General features: G+C 47.8%; 14 protein-coding genes. 4 read left to right on the forward strand and 10 right to left on the reverse strand.

What is annotated here, in order from left to right; all coding sequences use genetic code 11:
• Window positions 1-51 precede the first annotated feature (51 nt).
• From ACI3EW_RS13070 to ACI3EW_RS13085, 4 genes are all read right to left on the reverse strand, one after another.
• Complete coding sequence (locus tag ACI3EW_RS13070) at window positions 52-1,203, reverse strand: acyl-CoA dehydrogenase (RefSeq protein WP_117470188.1); 1,152 nt, start codon at window positions 1,201-1,203, stop codon at window positions 52-54.
• A gap of 218 nt (window positions 1,204-1,421) precedes the next feature.
• Entirely contained in the window at window positions 1,422-2,261 is an 840-nt protein-coding gene (locus ACI3EW_RS13075) for a 3-hydroxyacyl-CoA dehydrogenase NAD-binding domain-containing protein (RefSeq protein ID WP_118530432.1), read from the reverse strand.
• A 69-nt stretch (window positions 2,262-2,330) separates the two neighbouring features.
• Window positions 2,331-3,107, reverse strand: a complete 777-nt coding sequence (locus ACI3EW_RS13080) for an enoyl-CoA hydratase-related protein (RefSeq protein ID WP_118530430.1) — start codon at window positions 3,105-3,107, stop codon at window positions 2,331-2,333.
• A gap of 35 nt (window positions 3,108-3,142) precedes the next feature.
• Window positions 3,143-4,327 (reverse strand): acetyl-CoA C-acetyltransferase, encoded by a 1,185-nt coding sequence (locus tag ACI3EW_RS13085; protein WP_405581114.1) that lies wholly within the window; start codon window positions 4,325-4,327, stop codon window positions 3,143-3,145.
• 382 nt (window positions 4,328-4,709) lie between these two features.
• Here ACI3EW_RS13085 and ACI3EW_RS13090 point away from each other — a divergent pair, with 382 nt between their 5' ends.
• Window positions 4,710-6,053: a butyryl-CoA:acetate CoA-transferase gene (locus ACI3EW_RS13090; RefSeq protein WP_118530428.1), complete on the forward strand. Its 1,344-nt coding sequence runs from the start codon at window positions 4,710-4,712 to the stop codon at window positions 6,051-6,053.
• Window positions 6,054-6,085: 32 nt separating this feature from the next.
• Here ACI3EW_RS13090 and ACI3EW_RS13095 read toward each other — a convergent pair whose 3' ends face one another.
• Both ACI3EW_RS13095 and ACI3EW_RS13100 read right to left on the reverse strand, forming a co-directional pair.
• Window positions 6,086-6,226 (reverse strand): sodium/glutamate symporter, encoded by a 141-nt coding sequence (locus ACI3EW_RS13095; protein ID WP_118530816.1) that lies wholly within the window; start codon window positions 6,224-6,226, stop codon window positions 6,086-6,088.
• 322 nt (window positions 6,227-6,548) lie between these two features.
• Complete coding sequence (locus tag ACI3EW_RS13100) at window positions 6,549-7,454, reverse strand: LysR family transcriptional regulator (protein WP_118530426.1); 906 nt, start codon at window positions 7,452-7,454, stop codon at window positions 6,549-6,551.
• Between the two features lie 361 nt (window positions 7,455-7,815).
• Between ACI3EW_RS13100 and ACI3EW_RS13105 the strand changes: the two genes are divergently transcribed.
• The gene (locus ACI3EW_RS13105) at window positions 7,816-9,009 is read left to right on the forward strand and encodes a pyridoxal phosphate-dependent aminotransferase (protein WP_118530424.1); all 1,194 of its coding nucleotides are present in this window, start codon (window positions 7,816-7,818) and stop codon (window positions 9,007-9,009) included.
• A 711-nt stretch (window positions 9,010-9,720) separates the two neighbouring features.
• Here the strand turns inward: ACI3EW_RS13105 and argH are convergent.
• From argH to ACI3EW_RS13125, 4 genes are all read right to left on the reverse strand, one after another.
• The gene (gene argH / locus ACI3EW_RS13110; RefSeq protein WP_405581107.1) at window positions 9,721-11,100 is read right to left on the reverse strand and encodes an argininosuccinate lyase; all 1,380 of its coding nucleotides are present in this window, start codon (window positions 11,098-11,100) and stop codon (window positions 9,721-9,723) included.
• A complete protein-coding gene (locus ACI3EW_RS13115; protein ID WP_405581104.1) occupies window positions 11,097-13,790 on the reverse strand; it encodes a YfhO family protein in 2,694 nt (897 codons plus the stop codon). Before ACI3EW_RS13115 ends, argH begins: the two co-directional genes overlap by 4 nt.
• Before the next feature lie 85 nt (window positions 13,791-13,875).
• Window positions 13,876-14,331, reverse strand: a complete 456-nt coding sequence (locus ACI3EW_RS13120; RefSeq protein WP_215703215.1) for a GtrA family protein — start codon at window positions 14,329-14,331, stop codon at window positions 13,876-13,878.
• 411 nt (window positions 14,332-14,742) lie between these two features.
• Entirely contained in the window at window positions 14,743-16,023 is a 1,281-nt protein-coding gene (locus tag ACI3EW_RS13125) for an aspartate aminotransferase type Ic (protein ID WP_405581101.1), read from the reverse strand.
• A 331-nt stretch (window positions 16,024-16,354) separates the two neighbouring features.
• On the opposite strand from ACI3EW_RS13125, the gene ACI3EW_RS13130 reads away from it, so the two are divergent.
• Both ACI3EW_RS13130 and ACI3EW_RS13135 read left to right on the forward strand, forming a co-directional pair.
• Window positions 16,355-17,650, forward strand: coding sequence for an ATP-binding protein (locus tag ACI3EW_RS13130; protein WP_405581098.1), 1,296 nt, complete (start codon window positions 16,355-16,357; stop codon window positions 17,648-17,650).
• Window positions 17,647-18,489 (forward strand): response regulator, encoded by an 843-nt coding sequence (locus ACI3EW_RS13135; RefSeq protein ID WP_142412291.1) that lies wholly within the window; start codon window positions 17,647-17,649, stop codon window positions 18,487-18,489. The genes ACI3EW_RS13130 and ACI3EW_RS13135 overlap by 4 nt, the downstream gene beginning before the upstream one ends.
• Window positions 18,490-18,627 lie beyond the last annotated feature (138 nt).

Consider the following 18,627-nt stretch of genomic DNA (forward strand, 5'->3'; position numbering starts at 1 on the left):
ATTTCACTCCTTATTTTCATTTATAGTTATGATCTTCCAGCTGTTAAATTATTATTTTAACAGTGCGCCGGAGATAACCATTCTCTGAACTTCACTTGTTCCTTCGTAGATCTCGGTGATCTTAGCATCACGCATCATACGCTCTACGTCGTACTCTCTGATGTAACCATAACCACCATGGAGCTGTACAGCCTTTGTTGTTACTTCCATAGCAACCTCTGCTGCATACAGTTTAGCCATTGCTGCCTCTACGCCGTAGGACTTCTGAGTAGCCTTAGCCATTGCTGCACGGTAAACCATCATCTGAGCAGCTTTTACCTTTGTTGCCATATCAGCAAGCTGGAACTGTGTGTTCTGGAACTGACCGATTGTGCGGCCGAACTGCTTTCTCTCTTTTACGTAAGCAACTGTTCTGTCAAGAGCGCCCTCTGCAAGACCAAGAGCCTGAGCAGCGATACCGATACGTCCGCCGTCAAGAGTATGCATAGCGATCTTGAAGCCCTCACCCTTCTTACCTAAGAGGTTGTCCTTCGGGATGCGGCAGTCTGTGAAAATAAGTTCATATGTTGCAGATCCGCGGATACCCATCTTCTTCTCTTTTGTACCAAAAGTGAAGCCCGGTGTACCTTTCTCTACGATAAATGCGGAAATCTCTTTCTGCATTTTGCCACGTTTCTCAACAGTGCCTGTTACAGCGATAACGATGTATGTATCAGCATACTTACCGTTAGTGATGAAGCACTTGGAACCGTTTAATACCCACTCGTCGCCGTCTAAAACAGCTTTTGTCTGCTGACCCTGAGCGTCTGTACCAGCGCCCGGCTCAGTTAAACCGAATGCGCCTAACTTCTCGCCTTTTGCAAGCGGAACGAGGAATTTCTGCTTCTGCTCTTCTGTTCCGAATGTCATGATCGGATCCATGCAAAGGGATGTATGTGCGGAAACGATAACGCCTGTAGTACCGCAAACTTTGGAAAGCTCCTCAACGCACATAGCGTATGTAAGCGGATCACAGCCCTGTCCACCATACTCCTTCGGTACCGGAATACCGAGGAAACCGTTTTTAGCCATCTTCTCTACGGTTTCAACCGGGAATCTCTCTTCCTCATCAACCTCCTGAGCAAGGGGTTTGACTTCCTTCTCGGCGAAATCATGGAACAGTGTTCTCGCCATCTCATGCTCTTTACCTAATGTAAAATCCATGTTTTTAGTTCCTCCTTGTGAATTGTATCATGTATAACATGGGGAAATGTGGATGCTTCACTCCCCCGATGTACCTAATTTAGTACATGCCTTTTCATTATAACATATTGTGAAAAAATAAACAATCGTAATAAAAAAATAATTCGAAATTTACTCTTCTGTTATAAAAGGCATATTGCCTGACGGGATAAGATCACCGTCAGGCAACCCTTACATTATTATTTGCTGTAATCGTAGAAGCCCTTGCCGGTCTTTCTTCCAAGAAGGCCACCGCGAACCATCTTCTTAAGAAGCGGATGCGGACGATACTTCGGATCGCCTGTCTCTGTCTCAAGAACGTTCATGATTGCAAGAACAACATCAAGACCGATCAGATCACCGAGAGCTAACGGTCCCATCGGATGGTTAGCGCCAAGCTTCATGGCAGTATCGATACCCTCTACGGAAGCAACGCCATCAGCGTAAATGCCGACTGCTTCGTTGACCATCGGAATAAGAATTCTGTTTACAACGAAACCAGCAGCCTCTTCTACCTGTACCGGAGTCTTGCCGATCTCCTCGGAGATCTTCTTAACTGCTTCAACATCTTCCGGTTTTGTGTTTAAACCAGCAATAACCTCAACCAGCTTCATAACCGGAGCCGGGTTGAAGAAATGCATACCGATTACATGTCTCTCAACTGCGCCGCCGATCTCTGTGATGGAAAGGGAAGAAGTGTTTGTAGCAAAGATACAGCTCGGTTTGCAGATTGCGTCGAGCTCTTTGAATGTCTGCTTCTTGATCTCCATGTTCTCGATTGCAGCCTCAACAACGAGGTCGCAGTCACCACAGATATCTTTTACGCCTGTTGTGATCTTGTTCAGGATCTTGTCAGCCTCTTCCTGAGTCATTTTGCCTTTTGCGATTCTCTTCTCGAATCCAGCGGCAATTTTCTTCTTTCCGTTCGCTGCAAATGTCTCATTGATGTCGCAGAGCATTACCTCATAGCCTTCTGTCTGTGCGAATGCCTGTGCAATACCGGAACCCATGGTTCCAGCGCCGATAATACCAACTTTCATGATTTTATCTCCTTTATGCAAACATATGATGTAGACTTACTGATCGCTGTTCAGACTGAACAGTTCCATTTATTTGTTTTTGAAGCCGTCCACTTTTCTCTTTTCGAGGAACGCCTTCATTCCTTCCTTCTGGTCCTCGGTCTCGAAGCACTCGGAGAAATATTTCTCTTCGATGGAGATTGCGTGGTCAAGGTCGGAAAGATAACCATCTGTCAGGGACTCCTTGGAATTTCTGACAGCGATCGGTGCGTTGGAGGCGATCTTCTTTGCCAGTTTCATAACTGTCGGCATAAGTTCTTCCTTCGTGCACACACCGTTTACAAGACCGATCCGGTATGCTTCGTCTGCTTTGATATTGACAGCAGCATATACCATTTCCTTTGCTTTTCCGGTTCCAATCAGTCTTGCGAGACGCTGCGTTCCACCGAATCCCGGAGTGATGCCAAGACCAACCTCCGGCTGTCCGAACATAGCGTTTTCGGAGCAGTAACGGATATCACAGCTCATTGCAAGTTCATTTCCACCGCCAAGCGCGAAACCGTTGACAGCTGCGATCGACGGGATCGGAAGTGTCTCCAGCTTACGGAAAACATCGTTTCCAGCTTTACTGAACTCACGTGCCTCCTGTACAGTCATTGTGCTCATTGCAGCGATATCTGCGCCGGCAACAAAGGATTTCTCACCCGCGCCGGTCACAACCAGCACTCTTGTTGTACCAAGATCGATGCTGTCAAGAACAGCGTCTAAATCCTGAATAACCTCTGTATTTAAAGCGTTTAATGCCTCCGGACGGTTGATGGTGATAACACCAACAAAACCGTCCTGCTCATATTTTACAAAACCCATATGTAGTTCTCCTCAGATTTTGCCAAAGTCCCAGATTAGTCTCTCTCTACGATTGTAGCGCAGCCCATTCCGCCGCCGATGCAAAGAGTTGCAAGACCCTTCTTAGCATCTGCTTTCTCCATCTCATGAAGAAGTGTAACAAGGATACGGCATCCGGAAGCTCCTACCGGGTGTCCGAGAGCGATCGCGCCGCCATTCGGGTTTAACTTGTTAAGGTCAAAGCCAAGCTCTTTGCCTACTGCTACAGACTGTGCAGCGAATGCCTCGTTAGCCTCGATGATGTCGAAGTCTTTGATCTCTAAGCCAGTTCTCTTAAGAACTTTCTTTGTAGCTGCAACCGGTCCGATACCCATGATCTTCGGATCTACGCCGCCAAGAGCACCAGCAACCCATGTAGCCATCGGCTTAACACCGAGCTCTTTTGCTTTCTCTTCGCTCATAACAACAACTGCTGCTGCACCGTCGTTGATTCCTGAAGAGTTACCAGCTGTAACTTTTCCGCCGTCTTTCTTGAATGCCGGTTTTAATTTAGCAAGAGTCTCAACAGTTGTTCCGTGACGCGGACCTTCGTCTGTATCTACGATAACTGTCTCTTTTTTCTTCTTAACTTCTACCGGAACGATCTCATCTTTGAATGCGCCTGCCTTCTGAGCAGCCTCAGCCTTCTTCTGGCTTGCCTCAGCGAATACATCAAGCTGTTCTCTTGTAAGACCCCACTGATCGCAGATGTTCTCAGCTGTGATACCCATGTGGTAGTTGTTGAATGCATCCCAGAGAGCATCATTTACCATTGTATCAACTAAAGTAGCATTGCCCATACGGTATCCGTAACGGCCTTTCATCATTGCATACGGAGCCATGGACATGTTCTCCATACCACCTGCAACAACGATATCAGCGTCACCGGAAAGGATCATCTCAGCAGCCATGTTGACAGCCTCAAGACCGGAACCGCATACAACATTGATCGTAACAGCCGGAACCTCGATCGGGAGACCAGCTTTTAATGTAGCCTGACGTGCTACGTTCTGTCCCTGACCAGCCTGGATTACGCAGCCCATGTAAACCTGGTCAACAGCTTCCGGAGCAACTCCTGCTCTCTTTAAAGCCTCTTTGATTACGATTGCGCCAAGTTCCGGAGCCGGTACTGTGCTTAATTCGCCACCCATTGTTCCGATTGCCGTACGGCATGCACCTGCAAGTACAACTTTCTTTGCCATTTTCTTTTCCTCCTCATCATACCGCTGCCAAGCTCTACACCATATATTTTTCCATAAGCAAGGCAGTATATTATGTATAACTAATCATATCACCAAACCGTTTTGCTGTCAAATCATTATCAAAAGCTTTTTATATATTTTTTCTAAACAAATTAGGAACTTTACTCTTCATTTCGTACAAAAGTTACTTTTATGCTCTGACGCGTCACTTTCTGCTTTTGTCATGTTTTACCATTTCTTTCTATTCCTTTTTCACCGGATTTCTTGACCTTGCCGGCAGATAATGATAAAATAATGTCAGAGTTTGGCCCCGGATCCTATGATCCCGGCAAAGTTCTGAGATGCAGTAATATTTTTATGGTTACAAAGAGAGGGTATTAAAATGGATTTCAAACAGATGTATCAGGAAAAGCTGGTTTCCGCTGAGAAAGCAGCTTCCGTTATCAAATCCGGTGACTGGGTCGATTACGGCTGGACAACAGCAACTCCGATCGCAGTCGATAAGGAAATCGCAAAAAGACTTCCGGAATTAACTGACGTAAACTTCCGCGGCGGTATCTTAATGTGGGTACCGGAGATCTTCAAGATCGAGAACCCGGCTGAACATATGACATGGAACTCCTGGCATATGAGCGGGATCGAGAGAAAAGCGATCGCACAGGGCTTCTGCTACTACGCTCCGCTCCGTTACTCCGAGCTTCCGAGATATTACAGAGAATCCCAGAACAAGCCGGATGTCGCTGTCTTCCAGGTTTCCCCGATGGACGAGCACGGTTTCTTCAACTTCGGACCGAACGCATCCCATATGGCTGCTGTCTGCGAGACCTCCAAGGTCGTTATCGTGGAAGTAAATGAAAATATGCCGGTATGCTTCGGCGGTACTGAGGAAGGTGTTCATATCTCCCACGTTGACATGATCGTAGAAGGTGACAACCCGGCGATCGCTGAGATGGGCGGCGCTGCAGCTGCAAGCGATGTCGATGAAGCAGTTGCAAAACTGATCCTTGAGGAGATCCCGGACGGAGCATGCTTACAGCTCGGTATCGGCGGAATGCCGAACGCAGTCGGTGCTCTGATCGCAAAATCCGACTTAAAGGATCTCGGTGTGCACACAGAGATGTACGTTGACGCTTTCGTTGATATCGCAAACGCAGGAAAGATCACCGGCGCGAGAAAGAATATCGACAAAGGCCGTCAGGTTTATGCATTCGGCGCAGGTACAAAGAAATTATACGACTACTTAAATAAGAATCCGGAGTGCATGTCCGCACCGGTCGACTACACAAACGATGTCCGCACGATTGCGTCTCTCGACAACTTCATGTCCATCAACAACGCAGTTGACCTTGACCTCTTTGGCCAGGTAAATGCTGAGTCCGCAGGAATCAAGCACATCAGCGGAGCCGGCGGACAGCTCGACTTCGTTCTGGGCGCTTATCTTTCCAAGGGCGGAAAGAGCTTCATCTGCTGCTCTTCTACCTTCAAGAAGAAAGACGGCACCTTAGAGTCCAGGATCGTTCCGACTCTGGCTCCTGGCTCCATCGTTACCGATACCCGTGCGAATATCCACTATCTCGTTACTGAGTACGGTAAAGTAAACTTAAAAGGTCTCTCCACATGGCAGAAGACTGAAGCGATCATCTCCGTAGCACATCCGCAGTTCCGCGACCAGCTGATCGCAGAGGCTGAGAAGATGCATATCTGGAGAGCAAGCAACAAGAGATAGTATTTTCCCGTTTTTTCAGGAGAGCTTTCATTTTAGGAAGGCTCTCCTTCTTCTTTCTTTGTCTCGCCCTCTGCTTTTTCCGTTGAATGAAGATTAAACTGTTTGATCCGGCGTGTCGCGATCGGACCGCCGATCGCACATCCGGCAACAAGTCCGAAGGTTGCAGATGCGATCGCAAAGCTTCACATTTTTGTATCATAAGCCAATCTCCTGCTACACTATTTTCAGATATGTATTTTGCGTATCACTTGTGTCCATTTTTTTGACGGGAAGTTCCATCGGAATTTCCTGTAAACAAGTGAAAACACGCTTCGCGAGTTTCCCCTTGTTATCGCGACAGTCGCCAAGGTCTCGCGCAAGCGCGGACTTTGGCTCGTTGTCCGCAAAAAAGCAGCAGCATTTTCTGACATTCTCTCCAGAAAATGCTGCTGCTTTTTATTTCTGCAAATGATCTCTTTCTCTAAACGATCCGCTAAATCTGAATTTTTTCTCCACTCACAGATTCAGAATCGGCTCCATCAGCGTGATCCCGCTCTCCCCGGCTAATTTCTGCCTGCAGATCTCGAGAAGATGTTCCTGATATGGAGATTCATCCCCTGCCCGGTACAGATAGTACAGGGTCCGGTTCGGGAGCTCCACATCCAGTTCATGGATGGAAACCGGGGTGCTTTTTAAGATGCTCTTTGCAACCGACACAGGTAGAAACGCCCAGTTGTCACCATTCTGCGTAAAGTACTGTAAAAAGCCCATTTCATCGAGATAAACACTCGGAACGGCCGCACTACTGAAATAGTAGTTGTGCCAACTGTCAAAATTCTGATCCCACTGCGTCCGGATCTCCTTGCGAGGATCGAGGTCCGAAATGCTGATCCGCTTCGGAAGTTTCAGCTCCGTCCCGACGACCAGGCAGAGCTTTTCTTTAAACAGGATCTCCGTCTTTACCTGGGAAGAGTACATCGGATCCGTGATAAATGCGATATCCACCGTCTTATTGTTCACATACCCATAGGCATCACTGGAATGGAGTGTCGTCACATGCAGGCTGCACTCCGGCGTATCTTTCATGAACTCCTGAAACACGGTCGGAAGCATGAATGCCAGGAGACTTCCTACACTCGCAACATAGAAACTCTTCTCATTTCCAAGGAGCGATTCTTCCTGTGTCTCGTTCCAGAGAGCCTGCCAGCGATGAGCGATCCCGACAAAGGCACGTCCCTGTCTCGTGAGTTCCACATGGCGGACTCCTTTATTCCGGATAAACAGGGAATATCCAAGTTCTTCCTCCAGCGCCCGGATCCTTCGTCCAAGAGCCGGCTGTGTGATATATAATTTTTCTGCCGCCGCGGAAAAACTTCCGCACTGAGCGATCTTTAAAAATGCTTCAATTTCCAGAAATGTCATCACGTTCTCCTTTCTGCCGGGACCGGCAGTTTTCTATTTCGATCCTGCTTTCACACATGTTTTTTTATAACGCTCATCTCTCTTCTGCTTTTTTACCACAGGATTTCATTTTTGTCCAGAAATATTATTTGAAAATAGTTCAATTCTGAAAACTAAAAGTTTGACAGCTACCATTTTCCATTTCTGTTTCTTCTATATTTATAGTAACATTCTTTTCAGTTAAATGTTAATATTTATGAATATTATATCAAAAAAAGAAACATTTTACAATTATATTCACTTATGGTATCATTTAAGCATAAACAAGAACGAATTGTTCGAATCTCAGGGGAATATCAAAACATACAGGGAGGAAATCATTATGATGCTTACAAAGAGGATCCAGAACATTAAACCGGCCGCTACACTTGCACTGACCGGAAAGGTCGCTGAATTAAGAAAACAGGGAATCGATGTGATCGCCTTCAACCTCGGCGAACCGGATTTCGGTACTCCGCAGAATATCTGTGATGCGGCAAAGGCAGCGATCGATGCCCAGAAAACAAAATACACGGTTGTCTCCGGTATCATGGACTTAAAAGAAGCGATCTGTGCAAAATTCTTAAAAGACAACAATGTCGTTTACAAACCGAACGAGATCTGTATCGGAACCGGCGCAAAACAGCCGCTCGTCAATGCAGTTCTTGCCCTCTGTGAAGAAGGTGACGAGGTTATCATCCCGACTCCGTGCTGGGTCAGCTACATCGAGATGGTAAAACTTTCCGGTGCTACTCCGGTCCTCGTACAGAACCGTGAGGAAGACGGTTTCGCCCTCAACGTGGAAGGTATCAAGAAAGCCATCACACCGAAAACAAAAGCGATCATGATCAACACACCGAACAACCCGACCGGTGCTGTATATACAAAAGAACAGCTCACAGAGCTCGCAGAACTTGCCTGCAAACATGACTTCTATATTATTTCCGATGAAGTTTACGAGAAGCTGATCTATGAAGGAAAGAAACACTTCTGCGTTGCTTCGATCTCCGAGGAAGTAAAGGATCGTACCGTTGTCATCAATGGTGTTTCCAAAGCTTACTCCATGACCGGATGGAGAGTTGGTTACGCAGCCGGAAATGCAGCTCTCATCAAAGGAATGACTTCTCTTCAGGGTCATACAACATCCAACACCTGCTCGATCGCCCAGTACGCAGCTCTCGAAGCGATCAGCGGACCGCAGGACAGCGTGGAATCCATGAGAGTTGAATTCGACAAACGCCGTAAATTCCTGGTAGAGCGCTTAAATTCCATGGATGGCATCACCTGCAACAACGCAGACGGCGCTTTCTACTTAATGCCGAATATGACTGTTTTCTATGATAAAGAGTGGAACGGAAAGAAGATCGCTGATTCCTTCGGAATGGCAGATTACCTCCTTGCCGAGGCAAAGATCGCGGTTGTTCCGGGCGGTGCATTCGAGTCTCCGGACAACATCCGTATCGCTTACTCCAACTCCATGGAAAGCCTGATCGAAGGTATGAACCGTATGGAAGCAGCTTTAAAGAAACTTGGCTGATCTGACAACCTTCCATATTCGTAAAACTCTCCCGCTCCGGCGGTGATAAGGACAGATCAAACTTAGCTTTCTTCCCATATATTCAACGAACAACAGCAAGGATTCTCCTACTGACACGAAGCAAAGCACAGTCAGTCTCCGTGAAATTACCGACTGTGGATTGAAACAATATATGTGATGAAAAATCCCTGAAAAAAGCCTGTGAATGCAGGCTTTTTTCATTTACGCGAACAACAGGCCAAAGTCTGCGCTTACGCGAGACCTTGGCGACTGCCGCGATAACAAGAGAACACTCACGAAGCATGTTTTCACTTGTCTATGAGCGCCGGTCTCCCTGCCGCTATACAAATTTTCACATTTTTCACGACAGTATATGAGCCTCTCCCATGCGCTGTAACAGAATAAATATAATGTATTATTAACATTTAATGGTAAAATTTGTTATTTTTCATTCGACAACAATCATTTTACATTCCGCATGATTCATGCTATAATAATCAAATGAACGGAGAAGCCGCACCAACTTCTCCCAAAAACTTTCTTCTCATTATATTTTACAACGCGATATAAAAGAAACACAGCCGCCCGGAACGATAATTGGGGTATCGTCCGTGGCGGCTGTGTTCGTATAAAGATATAGCCGACATTTTCTATGTATACAAAGACCCTGAATGATCCCATTTTGCAGGAACAGCCAGGGCCTTTCTTTTTTTATTTCTCTCCGTTCAGTTCTTTCTTATAGACCTCAATGACTTTCTTCATCGCATCCGCACCCGGAGCTCCGATTGTCACACGTTTCTCCACGCAGGTCTTCATGGAGATCGCATCGTAGATATCTTCCTCAAATACCGGGCTGATCGACTTGAACTGCTCTAAAGTCAGATCGTCAAGCGCCTTGTTCTCATCGATGCAGAGAAGGACCAGCTGTCCGATAATTCCATGTGCATCGCGGAACGGAACACCGTGGTTTACAAGGTAGTCCGCAGCGTCTGTCGCGTTTGTGAAGCCGTTCTTTGCGCTCGCCTCCATCACATCCTTGCGGAAGGTCATCGTGGATACCATTCCTGTGAAGAGTAAGAGGCAACCCTTTACGGTATCGATCGCGTCGAAGGTCAGCTCCTTGTCCTCCTGGAGGTCTTTATCGTAAGCCAGCGGGATTCCCTTCATGACCGTCAGCATGGACATCAGAGCGCCGTAGACACGCCCGGCCTTTCCGCGAATCAGCTCAGCGATATCCGGATTCTTCTTCTGCGGCATGATGCTGCTTCCGGTGCTGTAGGAATCATCCATCTCCACGAAGCGGTACTCATTGCTGTTCCAGATGATGATCTCCTCGGAGAAACGGCTCAGATGCATTGCGATCGTGGAGAGCGCAGCCAGGAGCTCGATCAGGTAATCACGGTCGGATACGGAATCCATGCTGTTTAAGGTCGGTCCGTCAAAGCCGAGAAGCTCTGCAGTGTACTCACGGTCCAGCGGATAAGTTGTCCCTGCAAGAGCGCCGGATCCCAGCGGGCAGTAATTCATGCGCTTTCTGATATCAGCGAGGCGTCCTCTGTCACGGCGGAACATCTCATAATATGCGCCGACATGGTGCGCCAGTGTTACCGGCTGTGCCTTCTGAAGGTGGGTAAAGCCCGGCATGTAAGTATGAAGATTGTCCTCCATGAGCTTTAAGAGGACCTCAAGAAGTCCCTTTAAAAGTCCGTCCATCTCGTCGATCTCGTCTCGCGTGTAGAGCTTCATATCGAGAGCAACCTGGTCGTTTCTGCTGCGGCCGGTGTGGAGTCTCTTTCCTGCATCCCCGATCCGCTCGATCAGGTTCGCCTCAACGAAAGAGTGGATATCCTCGGACTCCGTTGTGATCTTTAAGGTTCCGTTGTCGATGTCCTCGCGGATGCTCTTTAAGCCTGCGATGATCGCGTCACGGTCCTCTTCTGTGAGGATCCCCTGTTTTGCGAGCATCGTCACATGCGCGATGCTGCCCGCGATATCCTGTCTGTAAAATTTCTGATCGAAGGAGATGGACTCATTAAAGTTATGTACTAACTGGTTTTCTTTCTTCGTAAATCTTCCGCCCCAAAGTTTCATAGCTGTTCCTCCGTTGTCTCTTTTCTATTATTTATAGTGTCTGTCAGATCTTCATCATCGAGATCCGGAATCTCTTCAAATTCCGGTTCTTCATCAGGATCTTCTTCCTCTTCCTGCTGCATGTTCCGGATCTGTTTCATTCTCTTTCTCGCTTCCCGGCGATCCATCTCCCTGCGCAAAAACCACAGAAGGATCAGGATCACGATGGATCCGCCTGAGATCAGACCGCCGGTCTTTAAGCCCTCCGGGAAATAGGAGAAGTTGATCACATGATCGCCGGCGCTCACATCGATAGCCAGGAATGCACCGAACGCCTTTCTCGTCTCCACCTTCTCACCATCCACTTTTACGGTCCATCCCTTATCAAACGGGATCGAGGTGAAAAGCATTCCCGCTTTCGCCGCACTCACGGTTCCGGAAAGTTTCGTATCTTTCCAGCTCGTCAGATGCATCGGGGACTGGTTCAGCCGGTCATAGACCTGGATCATCGCGTTCTCTGAGAACCGGTAGGCGATCGCATTTAACTGTTCGCCGGCCTCATCCGCCGTGAGCTTCACTTCTGCGCCCGGAGCCAGAGTTCCAAGCTCCAGAAGATATCCGCGGTCCACGTTGCTGAAGGATTTCTGTCCGGTCGGCAGTTCCGCCTTCACAGTCTTTACCTTCTTGTTCATGACGAACACATAATATTCGCCCGTCTCATCCGGTGTGAATGTGAAGGTGTTTTTATTCACCGTTCCGCCGGCATCCACCAGAACTTCATCCGCCCCGGAAACCAGGCAGAGATCATTCTGGACCTCCGCAGGATTATCCATCTCATACTGCCAGTTTTCCTCGATATCTGAAGGAAGGACAAAGCCGAGCGGCAGTGTGTAGAGATTTTCATAGAGATATGTTCCGCCGCTCTCCCTCAGATACATCATGAGCTCCGTGTTGGAGACTGCCTCGGAACAGAGTGCATATTTCACAGAAAAAATGCTGTCGACAAGCGGCGTGCTTCCAGTGATGCTGTAAGCATTTGTGGACGATTCACATCCAAGCTTCTTAAAAAACTTCGAGAGATCCGCGTTCGCCGTTGAGGAAAACAGGGATACTGACGGAAAGTTCATCCATGCCCCGTCATTCTTCGTCTTTCTCGTCTTTTTCTCCACCCGGTAGAAATCCGATGCCGGCTGCAGGGAATCCTTTAAGATCCGTACCTCCTCATTGTCGCTGGTGTAGGACTCACGGCTCGTTGTCGTCACACTCGTCACCGACATGTTGATCGAAGCCTCAACTGCGACCAGCGTCAGTGCCAGGAATCCGCACACCGTCCGCTTTCCGTCCTTATAGAGATACATCAGTCCGGCATAAGCCGCCAGGAAGATGATTGCCACATAGTAGACGATAAAGTGGAAATGTTCCTGTGTCACCAGCTTTTCCGCCAGCAGGACAAAGCACGCGCTCCCCCAGAAGGCGATCGCGATATGCTTTTTCGGCGTCTCATCCAGATACATATACGCCCGGAAGCAGATAAACAGCATCAGGAAGATGTAGATGAAGGACTGTCTGCATGGAAGGCTGTTCGGATAGTGGAATCCATGCCAGATAAAATTCAGCGCATTGATGGAAAAGCTCGCAAAAAAGATCAGGAGCAGTCCGCAGTAGACGGCTTTCTCCTTCACTGCGATCTTCTTACATGCGAGATACATCAAAAAGAAGAGGAATACCGCGACACCGCAGTAGATATTCGGCCAGTGGTCAAGACCGATCTCCGTCTCCACATTTCCGATATGGCGGGCGATCATGTCAAAGATCGGGAAATACGAGCTCCACGCCTTCGGGAAGTCAAAATCACCGGACGCCGTGCTCTGCAGCGCATAGATCTCCGGAAGCAGGATTCCTGCTGCCAGTCCGCCTGAGAGCAGCGAGTAAATTCCAAACCGGACGCAGCTGTCCACGTATTTTCTCACCGGCCCCGGCTTTTCCATGATCAGCAGTGCGATAAAATAAAGCACCAGGAACAGGCAGGTCATGATCGAGATATAGTAGTTTGAGAGGATCGAAAGTCCGAGCGTCACACAGTAAAGCATGCCTTTCTGCTCTTTCACGAGTCTCTCAAGGCCGTATACGATCAGTGGGAACAGAAGAATGCAGTCCAGCCACATGATGTTCCAGCTGTACGCCGCCATGTATCCGGACAGGGCATAAAAGATCCCGAAGAACCCAACCCCCAGGATACAGTTCTGGCTGTGTTTCTTTAAATACCAGGCAAAGCTCAGCCCCGAAAGTCCGATCTTCAGAACAATCATGATCGTCATAAATTCGATGATAAACTTCTTCGGGCAGAGCAGGATCAGCCAGTTTAACGGGCTGGCCAGGTAGTAGGCATACAGCGCCGCGAAATTGACGCCCATTCCCACATCCCAGCTGTAAAGGAGACTTCCGCCGGTCCGCAGCTTATACTGGAACTCCGAAAAGAACGGGGCGTACTGGTGATACATATCTGTTCTCAGAAAGCACCTCTCCCCGAATGGAAAGATCCCCCTCTGAACGAAAATGCAGATCATGACGAGCACCGGGACAAAGAAGGCGATCAGAAGACCATCCCTCGGCTTTAAAAACGGCGTTGTCTGCCGCTTTTTCCTTCGATTTTCCGGACGATCCGCAGTTGGCTCATCCGGGATCGTATCGATTTCTTTTATTTCTGTCATAAAGTAAAAACTCCTCCGGCTTCATCAGCCTGTAATCATTTTTGCTTTTTCATACTCCCAACATCCGCCGGGCAGACATCGTAGATCATTTCTTTTTATCTCCTGTAAAGATCAGGATCTTGCTGAACACATAATTCAGAACAACGACCACCACGGAGATCAGCAGCTTGCAGATAAAAAACTCCATCTTCATGAGATCCACCATGATAAACAGCGCTGCCAGGTTAAATAAAAATGTCGCGATCCGGCATAAAATGAACGAGACAAATTCCTTCCATACCTTCGCCGGGTTTAAGGTGTGGCTTTCAAACACCCACCATTTGTTCGTCACAAATGCGAACAATACGGCTGCCACCCAGGCGATTGTCTGGGCCGGGACCGGATCCATCTTCCACATATAATATAGAAGATTCGAGATCGCGTAGTCGATCACCGTCGTCAGGACTCCGAAGATCAGATAAGCGATCCCTTCCCTGGCGAGACCGGACTTTTTTGTCCCCGTTTTCTGTCCGCTCTCCGGCTTCTCATTTTTTTCATTCATAAATATTTCCGTCCTTTTCCGGAATCATCGTTTTCAAAACGTTCCTCCGATTTTTTCAGGATTTCCCTATCATATTCGATAGTCTTTTTCATTTTAGTATACCAACGCAAAAAAGTAAAGGACTGACAGCCGAATTTCTAGCTGTCAGTCCTTCTTTTGTTACTTTTCACGGGTAGGAATTTTCTGAACTGAAAATTCCGTATGATACCGTTATGGTTGCGGATTTTGCCGATTCGGAATGCGAAGCATCGGCAAAATCCTGTTACAGGGCGCGGGCATGGAGTGCCCGTGTACTGTAACCTTCTTTTAAAGCGATTTGGAATGGATTTTGCTCGTAACTTGCCATGCATCCGAATGGAAGCTCCGTGGGAGGTTCCTGTAGGTATCCGGCTGCTGAACAGTTACGACGTTTTATTCTGCGAGCAGCTTCTCAACACTCACAAGTTTTACGCACACGCAGAAGATCTCTGCCGCCTGTCTGAGGTCATCCAGGGATGGGAAGGACGGCGCGATCCTGATATTGGAGTCGTGCGGATCTTTTCCGTATGGGTAAGTCGCTCCGGCACCGGTCATCACAACACCGGCCTCTTTGCACTTCGCAACGATCGCTTTCGCGCATCCGTCAAGAGAGTCGAAGGAGACAAAATATCCGCCGTTCGGTTTTGTCCACTTCCCGATCTCCAGACCGCCAAGTTCCTCATTTAAGATCTCATCGACTGCCTCAAATTTTGGTCTGAGGATCTCAGCGTGCTTAGCCATCTGCGCTTTTAAACCATCGATATTTTTAAAGAAGCGGACATGACGGAGCTGGTTGATCTTGTCATGGCTGATCATCTGGACATTCATCTGCTTCTTCAGCGCATCGATATTTGCCTTTGAAGTAGCGATCGCGGAGATTCCAGAGCCTGGGAAGCTGATCTTTGAAGTCGAACCGAATTTATATACCATGTCCGGATTTCCTGCTTTTTCACACTCAGAAAGAATGTCGAGGACATGATCCGGGTGATCCGGGTGCAGATGATGAACACAGTATGCGTTGTCCCAGTAGATACGGAAATCTTTCGCAGCCGGTTTCAGGTTTGCAAATCTTCTCACAGTCTCATCTGAGTAAGACTCACCGCTCGGGTTCGCATAGAGCGGAACGCACCAGATTCCCTTCACACTCTCGTCATTATTTACATATTTTTCAACAAGATCCATATCCGGACCTTCACCTGTCATCGGAATGTTGATCATCTCGATCCCGAAGTATTCCGTGATCGCGAAATGTCTGTCATATCCCGGGACCGGGCAGAGGAATTTCACCTTGTCAAGTCTGCACCACGGCGTACTTCCGCATACCCCGTGCGTCCAGGAACGGCTCACGGTATCGAACATCAGTGTCAGACTCGCGTTTCCGTACATCACGATATTCTCGGCCGGCGAGTCCATCATCGCACCCATGAGCTCTTTCGCCTCCTGGATCCCGGTCAGGACTCCGTAGTTTCTCACATCACCGTCCGATGTCATATAATCACTGCTGCTGTTTAAAACGTCCATCATAGGAAGAGAAAGGTCCAGCTGCTCTTTGCATGGCTTTCCCCGCGCCATATTCAGGCTAAGATTTTTTCCCTGATACTCCTTATACAGCGCTTCCAGCTGCTCCTTTAAAGACGCAAGTTCCTGTTTTGACATTTCGCGATATGGTTTCATGTCAGTTTCCTCCTCATGATTCAACGATATATTTCAGATTATCTTTTCCCTGAGCACTTATTATAATTCATTAAAACCAATATTTCAACTTATAAAATAAAGTTTTGCTTCTGTTTTTTTATTTTTTTGAACCTGACCCCATAAAAATCTTAGTCATTGCCGCCTGCAGCAGCTCCCTGTTCCCCGTCTTCAGCTCTTTCCGTGCTTCGGTCCGCGCTCCGCGAAGCAACTCCTGACCGTCTCATTGACTTTTCTTTAACAATAACGTATTATAATAAGATATAGGATGATGATTCCATCTGCTTCGAATTCTGAAAAGGAGAATGGCTTTATGACAAATAATATGCGGACGCGCGATATCCGGCGAATGATCCTGATCGGACTGATCGTTGCTCTCGTGTCCCAGCTTTACTGGAATATCTTTATAAATAATTTCCGGATCTCTTCTTCCGTGATCATACTGCCCGTTCTTCTGATGACACTTGGAAAAAGTCTTTCCACACCGCTCACCTGCGCCGTGACCGCAGTCATCGTGTTCTTCTTCCGCCTGTTTCCAGCGCTCCACAGCGGGACCAGTCTCCTCGTCTCAGCGAAAAGTGTTTTTCCGAATGCGATCTTCTATTTCTGCTACGGTATTATTTTCGCAGCCATGGTCCCGGGAAAACATACCGTCTCCTACAGCCGCCTGTTTCCGGCCGTTTTTTTTGCTGATTTCGGTTCCAACCTGGTAGAACTGTGCATTTCCGAGAGTATGTCACACTCCATGACTCCGGACAAGGCAGGATATCTCTTCCTGATCGCACTGTTCCGTACCTTTCTTGCCGGTCTGATCCTGATGGCGGAAGGTCACTACCGGACACTCTTAAAAAACGAAGAGCACGAGAACCGTTACCGCCGTCTTTTCCTTATGACAACAGGACTGAAAAATGAGATCTACTTCATGCGGAAAAATTCTGAAGAGATCGAATCCGTTATGGCAAACGCATATAAATTGTATGAGAAATTAAATGAAATGGATGTGCCGGAAGACATGAAACATATGTCTCTTGCTATCGCCCGCGATGTCCACGAGATCAAAAAGGATTATATCCGCATCATCCAGGGCATCGAGGAAGAAATTTCCGAAGAATATGACGAAAAGCAGATGAGCTTTCAGGATATCTTAAAGATCCTTGAAGACACAACTTACCATATTCTGGAAAATAAGAATGTCCATATTCAGCTGGAATTCCAGTGTTCCGATAATTTTATGACCGAAGAACACTATGAGCTGATGGCCGTTCTCAAAAATCTCGTGAATAACGCCATCGAGGCGATCGAATCTGACCGGAAATTCGGAATGATCTACATTGAGGAACATCTGACCGACGGAAATTATGTTTTCCGCGTCACCGATGATGGTCCGGGAATCTCCCCCCGTCATCTTCCGAACATCTTCAAGATGGGCTACTCGACAAAATTTGACCAGAAAACAGGGAACATTTTCCGCGGTGTCGGCCTCTATGGCGTAAAAATGACCGTGGAAGAACAATTTAAAGGAAGCATCGACGTTGAATCGGAGCAGGGGATCGGAACCTCCTTCACCATCACGATTCCGGCCACTTCCCTTGTGGAGGAAACATTATGAGAATCTATATTGTAGAGGATGACCTGTCCGTCATCAATATTTTAGAGGACATCATCGAGACACAGGATCTCGGGGAAATCTGCGGAGACTGCGGCGGGGAACCGGCAAATCTCGCAGACGTGCTGCGCGCCAAGCCGGATGTCATCCTCGTTGACTTTTTCATGCCCGTTAAGGACGGTGTAGAATTCGTAAAGGAACTGCGCGCCGTCAACACCTCGATCAAGTGCATCATGATCTCCCAGGTATCTGCCAAAGAGCTGATCAGCAAAGCCTACAGCGCGGGAGTCGACTTCTTTATCAGCAAACCGATCAATCTCATTGAAGTCCGTTCCGTCTTAAAAAATGTAGAACAGCAGATCACCAACGAACGTACACTCGCAAACATCCGCCGCATGTTCATGAACGAGATCGAACATCCTGCCAAAGATGACAAGCCGAAAGCCGACAACTACGGCCGGAAATTAAAGTACATCTTAAACCGCATCGGCATGTCCGGCGAAAAAGGATGCCCGGATATCATAAAGATCTGCGAATATCTCCACGACAACCACATTCCAGTCTCCAACCTGAGCGTTGCCCAGATGTGTGAGGCTGTCAGCGACTCGCCGAAAAACATGGAGCAGCGCGTCCGCAGGACGATCGCGGCCGGAATGTCCAACATTGCCCACATGGGGATCGAGGATTTCATGAACGAGACCTACACTCTCTACTCCGGAACTTTATTCTCCTTCGAGGACGTAAAAGCGGAGATGGACTATCTCCGGGGAAAACGCACATCCGGCGGCAAGGTCAGCATCAAAAAATTCATCGACGGGCTGATGCTGGAAGCCGAACGATAGTTTTTCATGATCCAGGTACATCTTCCGCAAAAACGGATCGTACCTGGTTTTTTCTATTTCTGATGCGTCTCTTCATTCCTCGGAAATCCACATCCGGAACAATTCCCTTTCCATCTTCACATTCCTTATATTGGAATT

Origin of the sequence: Pilosibacter rotomagensis (assembly GCF_045062245.2) — a bacterium.
In the GTDB taxonomy this organism is placed as follows: Bacteria; Bacillota; Clostridia; order Lachnospirales; family Lachnospiraceae; genus Pilosibacter.

Bases quoted from the DNA above. Each gene is read 5' to 3' on its own strand.
- ACI3EW_RS13070 (WP_117470188.1), bottom strand. From the start codon at position 1,203: ATGGATTTTACATTAGGTAAAGAGCATGAGATGGCGAGAACACTGTTC.
- ACI3EW_RS13075 (WP_118530432.1), bottom strand. From the start codon at position 2,261: ATGAAAGTTGGTATTATCGGCGCTGGAACCATGGGTTCCGGTATTGCA.
- ACI3EW_RS13080 (WP_118530430.1), bottom strand. From the start codon at position 3,107: ATGGGTTTTGTAAAATATGAGCAGGACGGTTTTGTTGGTGTTATCACC.
- ACI3EW_RS13085 (WP_405581114.1), bottom strand. From the start codon at position 4,327: ATGGCAAAGAAAGTTGTACTTGCAGGTGCATGCCGTACGGCAATCGGA.
- ACI3EW_RS13090 (WP_118530428.1), top strand. From the start codon at position 4,710: ATGGATTTCAAACAGATGTATCAGGAAAAGCTGGTTTCCGCTGAGAAA.
- ACI3EW_RS13100 (WP_118530426.1), bottom strand. From the start codon at position 7,454: ATGACATTTCTGGAAATTGAAGCATTTTTAAAGATCGCTCAGTGCGGA.
- ACI3EW_RS13105 (WP_118530424.1), top strand. From the start codon at position 7,816: ATGATGCTTACAAAGAGGATCCAGAACATTAAACCGGCCGCTACACTT.
- argH (WP_405581107.1), bottom strand. From the start codon at position 11,100: ATGAAACTTTGGGGCGGAAGATTTACGAAGAAAGAAAACCAGTTAGTA.
- ACI3EW_RS13115 (WP_405581104.1), bottom strand. From the start codon at position 13,790: ATGACAGAAATAAAAGAAATCGATACGATCCCGGATGAGCCAACTGCG.
- ACI3EW_RS13120 (WP_215703215.1), bottom strand. From the start codon at position 14,331: ATGAATGAAAAAAATGAGAAGCCGGAGAGCGGACAGAAAACGGGGACA.
- ACI3EW_RS13125 (WP_405581101.1), bottom strand. From the start codon at position 16,023: ATGAAACCATATCGCGAAATGTCAAAACAGGAACTTGCGTCTTTAAAG.
- ACI3EW_RS13130 (WP_405581098.1), top strand. From the start codon at position 16,355: ATGACAAATAATATGCGGACGCGCGATATCCGGCGAATGATCCTGATC.
- ACI3EW_RS13135 (WP_142412291.1), top strand. From the start codon at position 17,647: ATGAGAATCTATATTGTAGAGGATGACCTGTCCGTCATCAATATTTTA.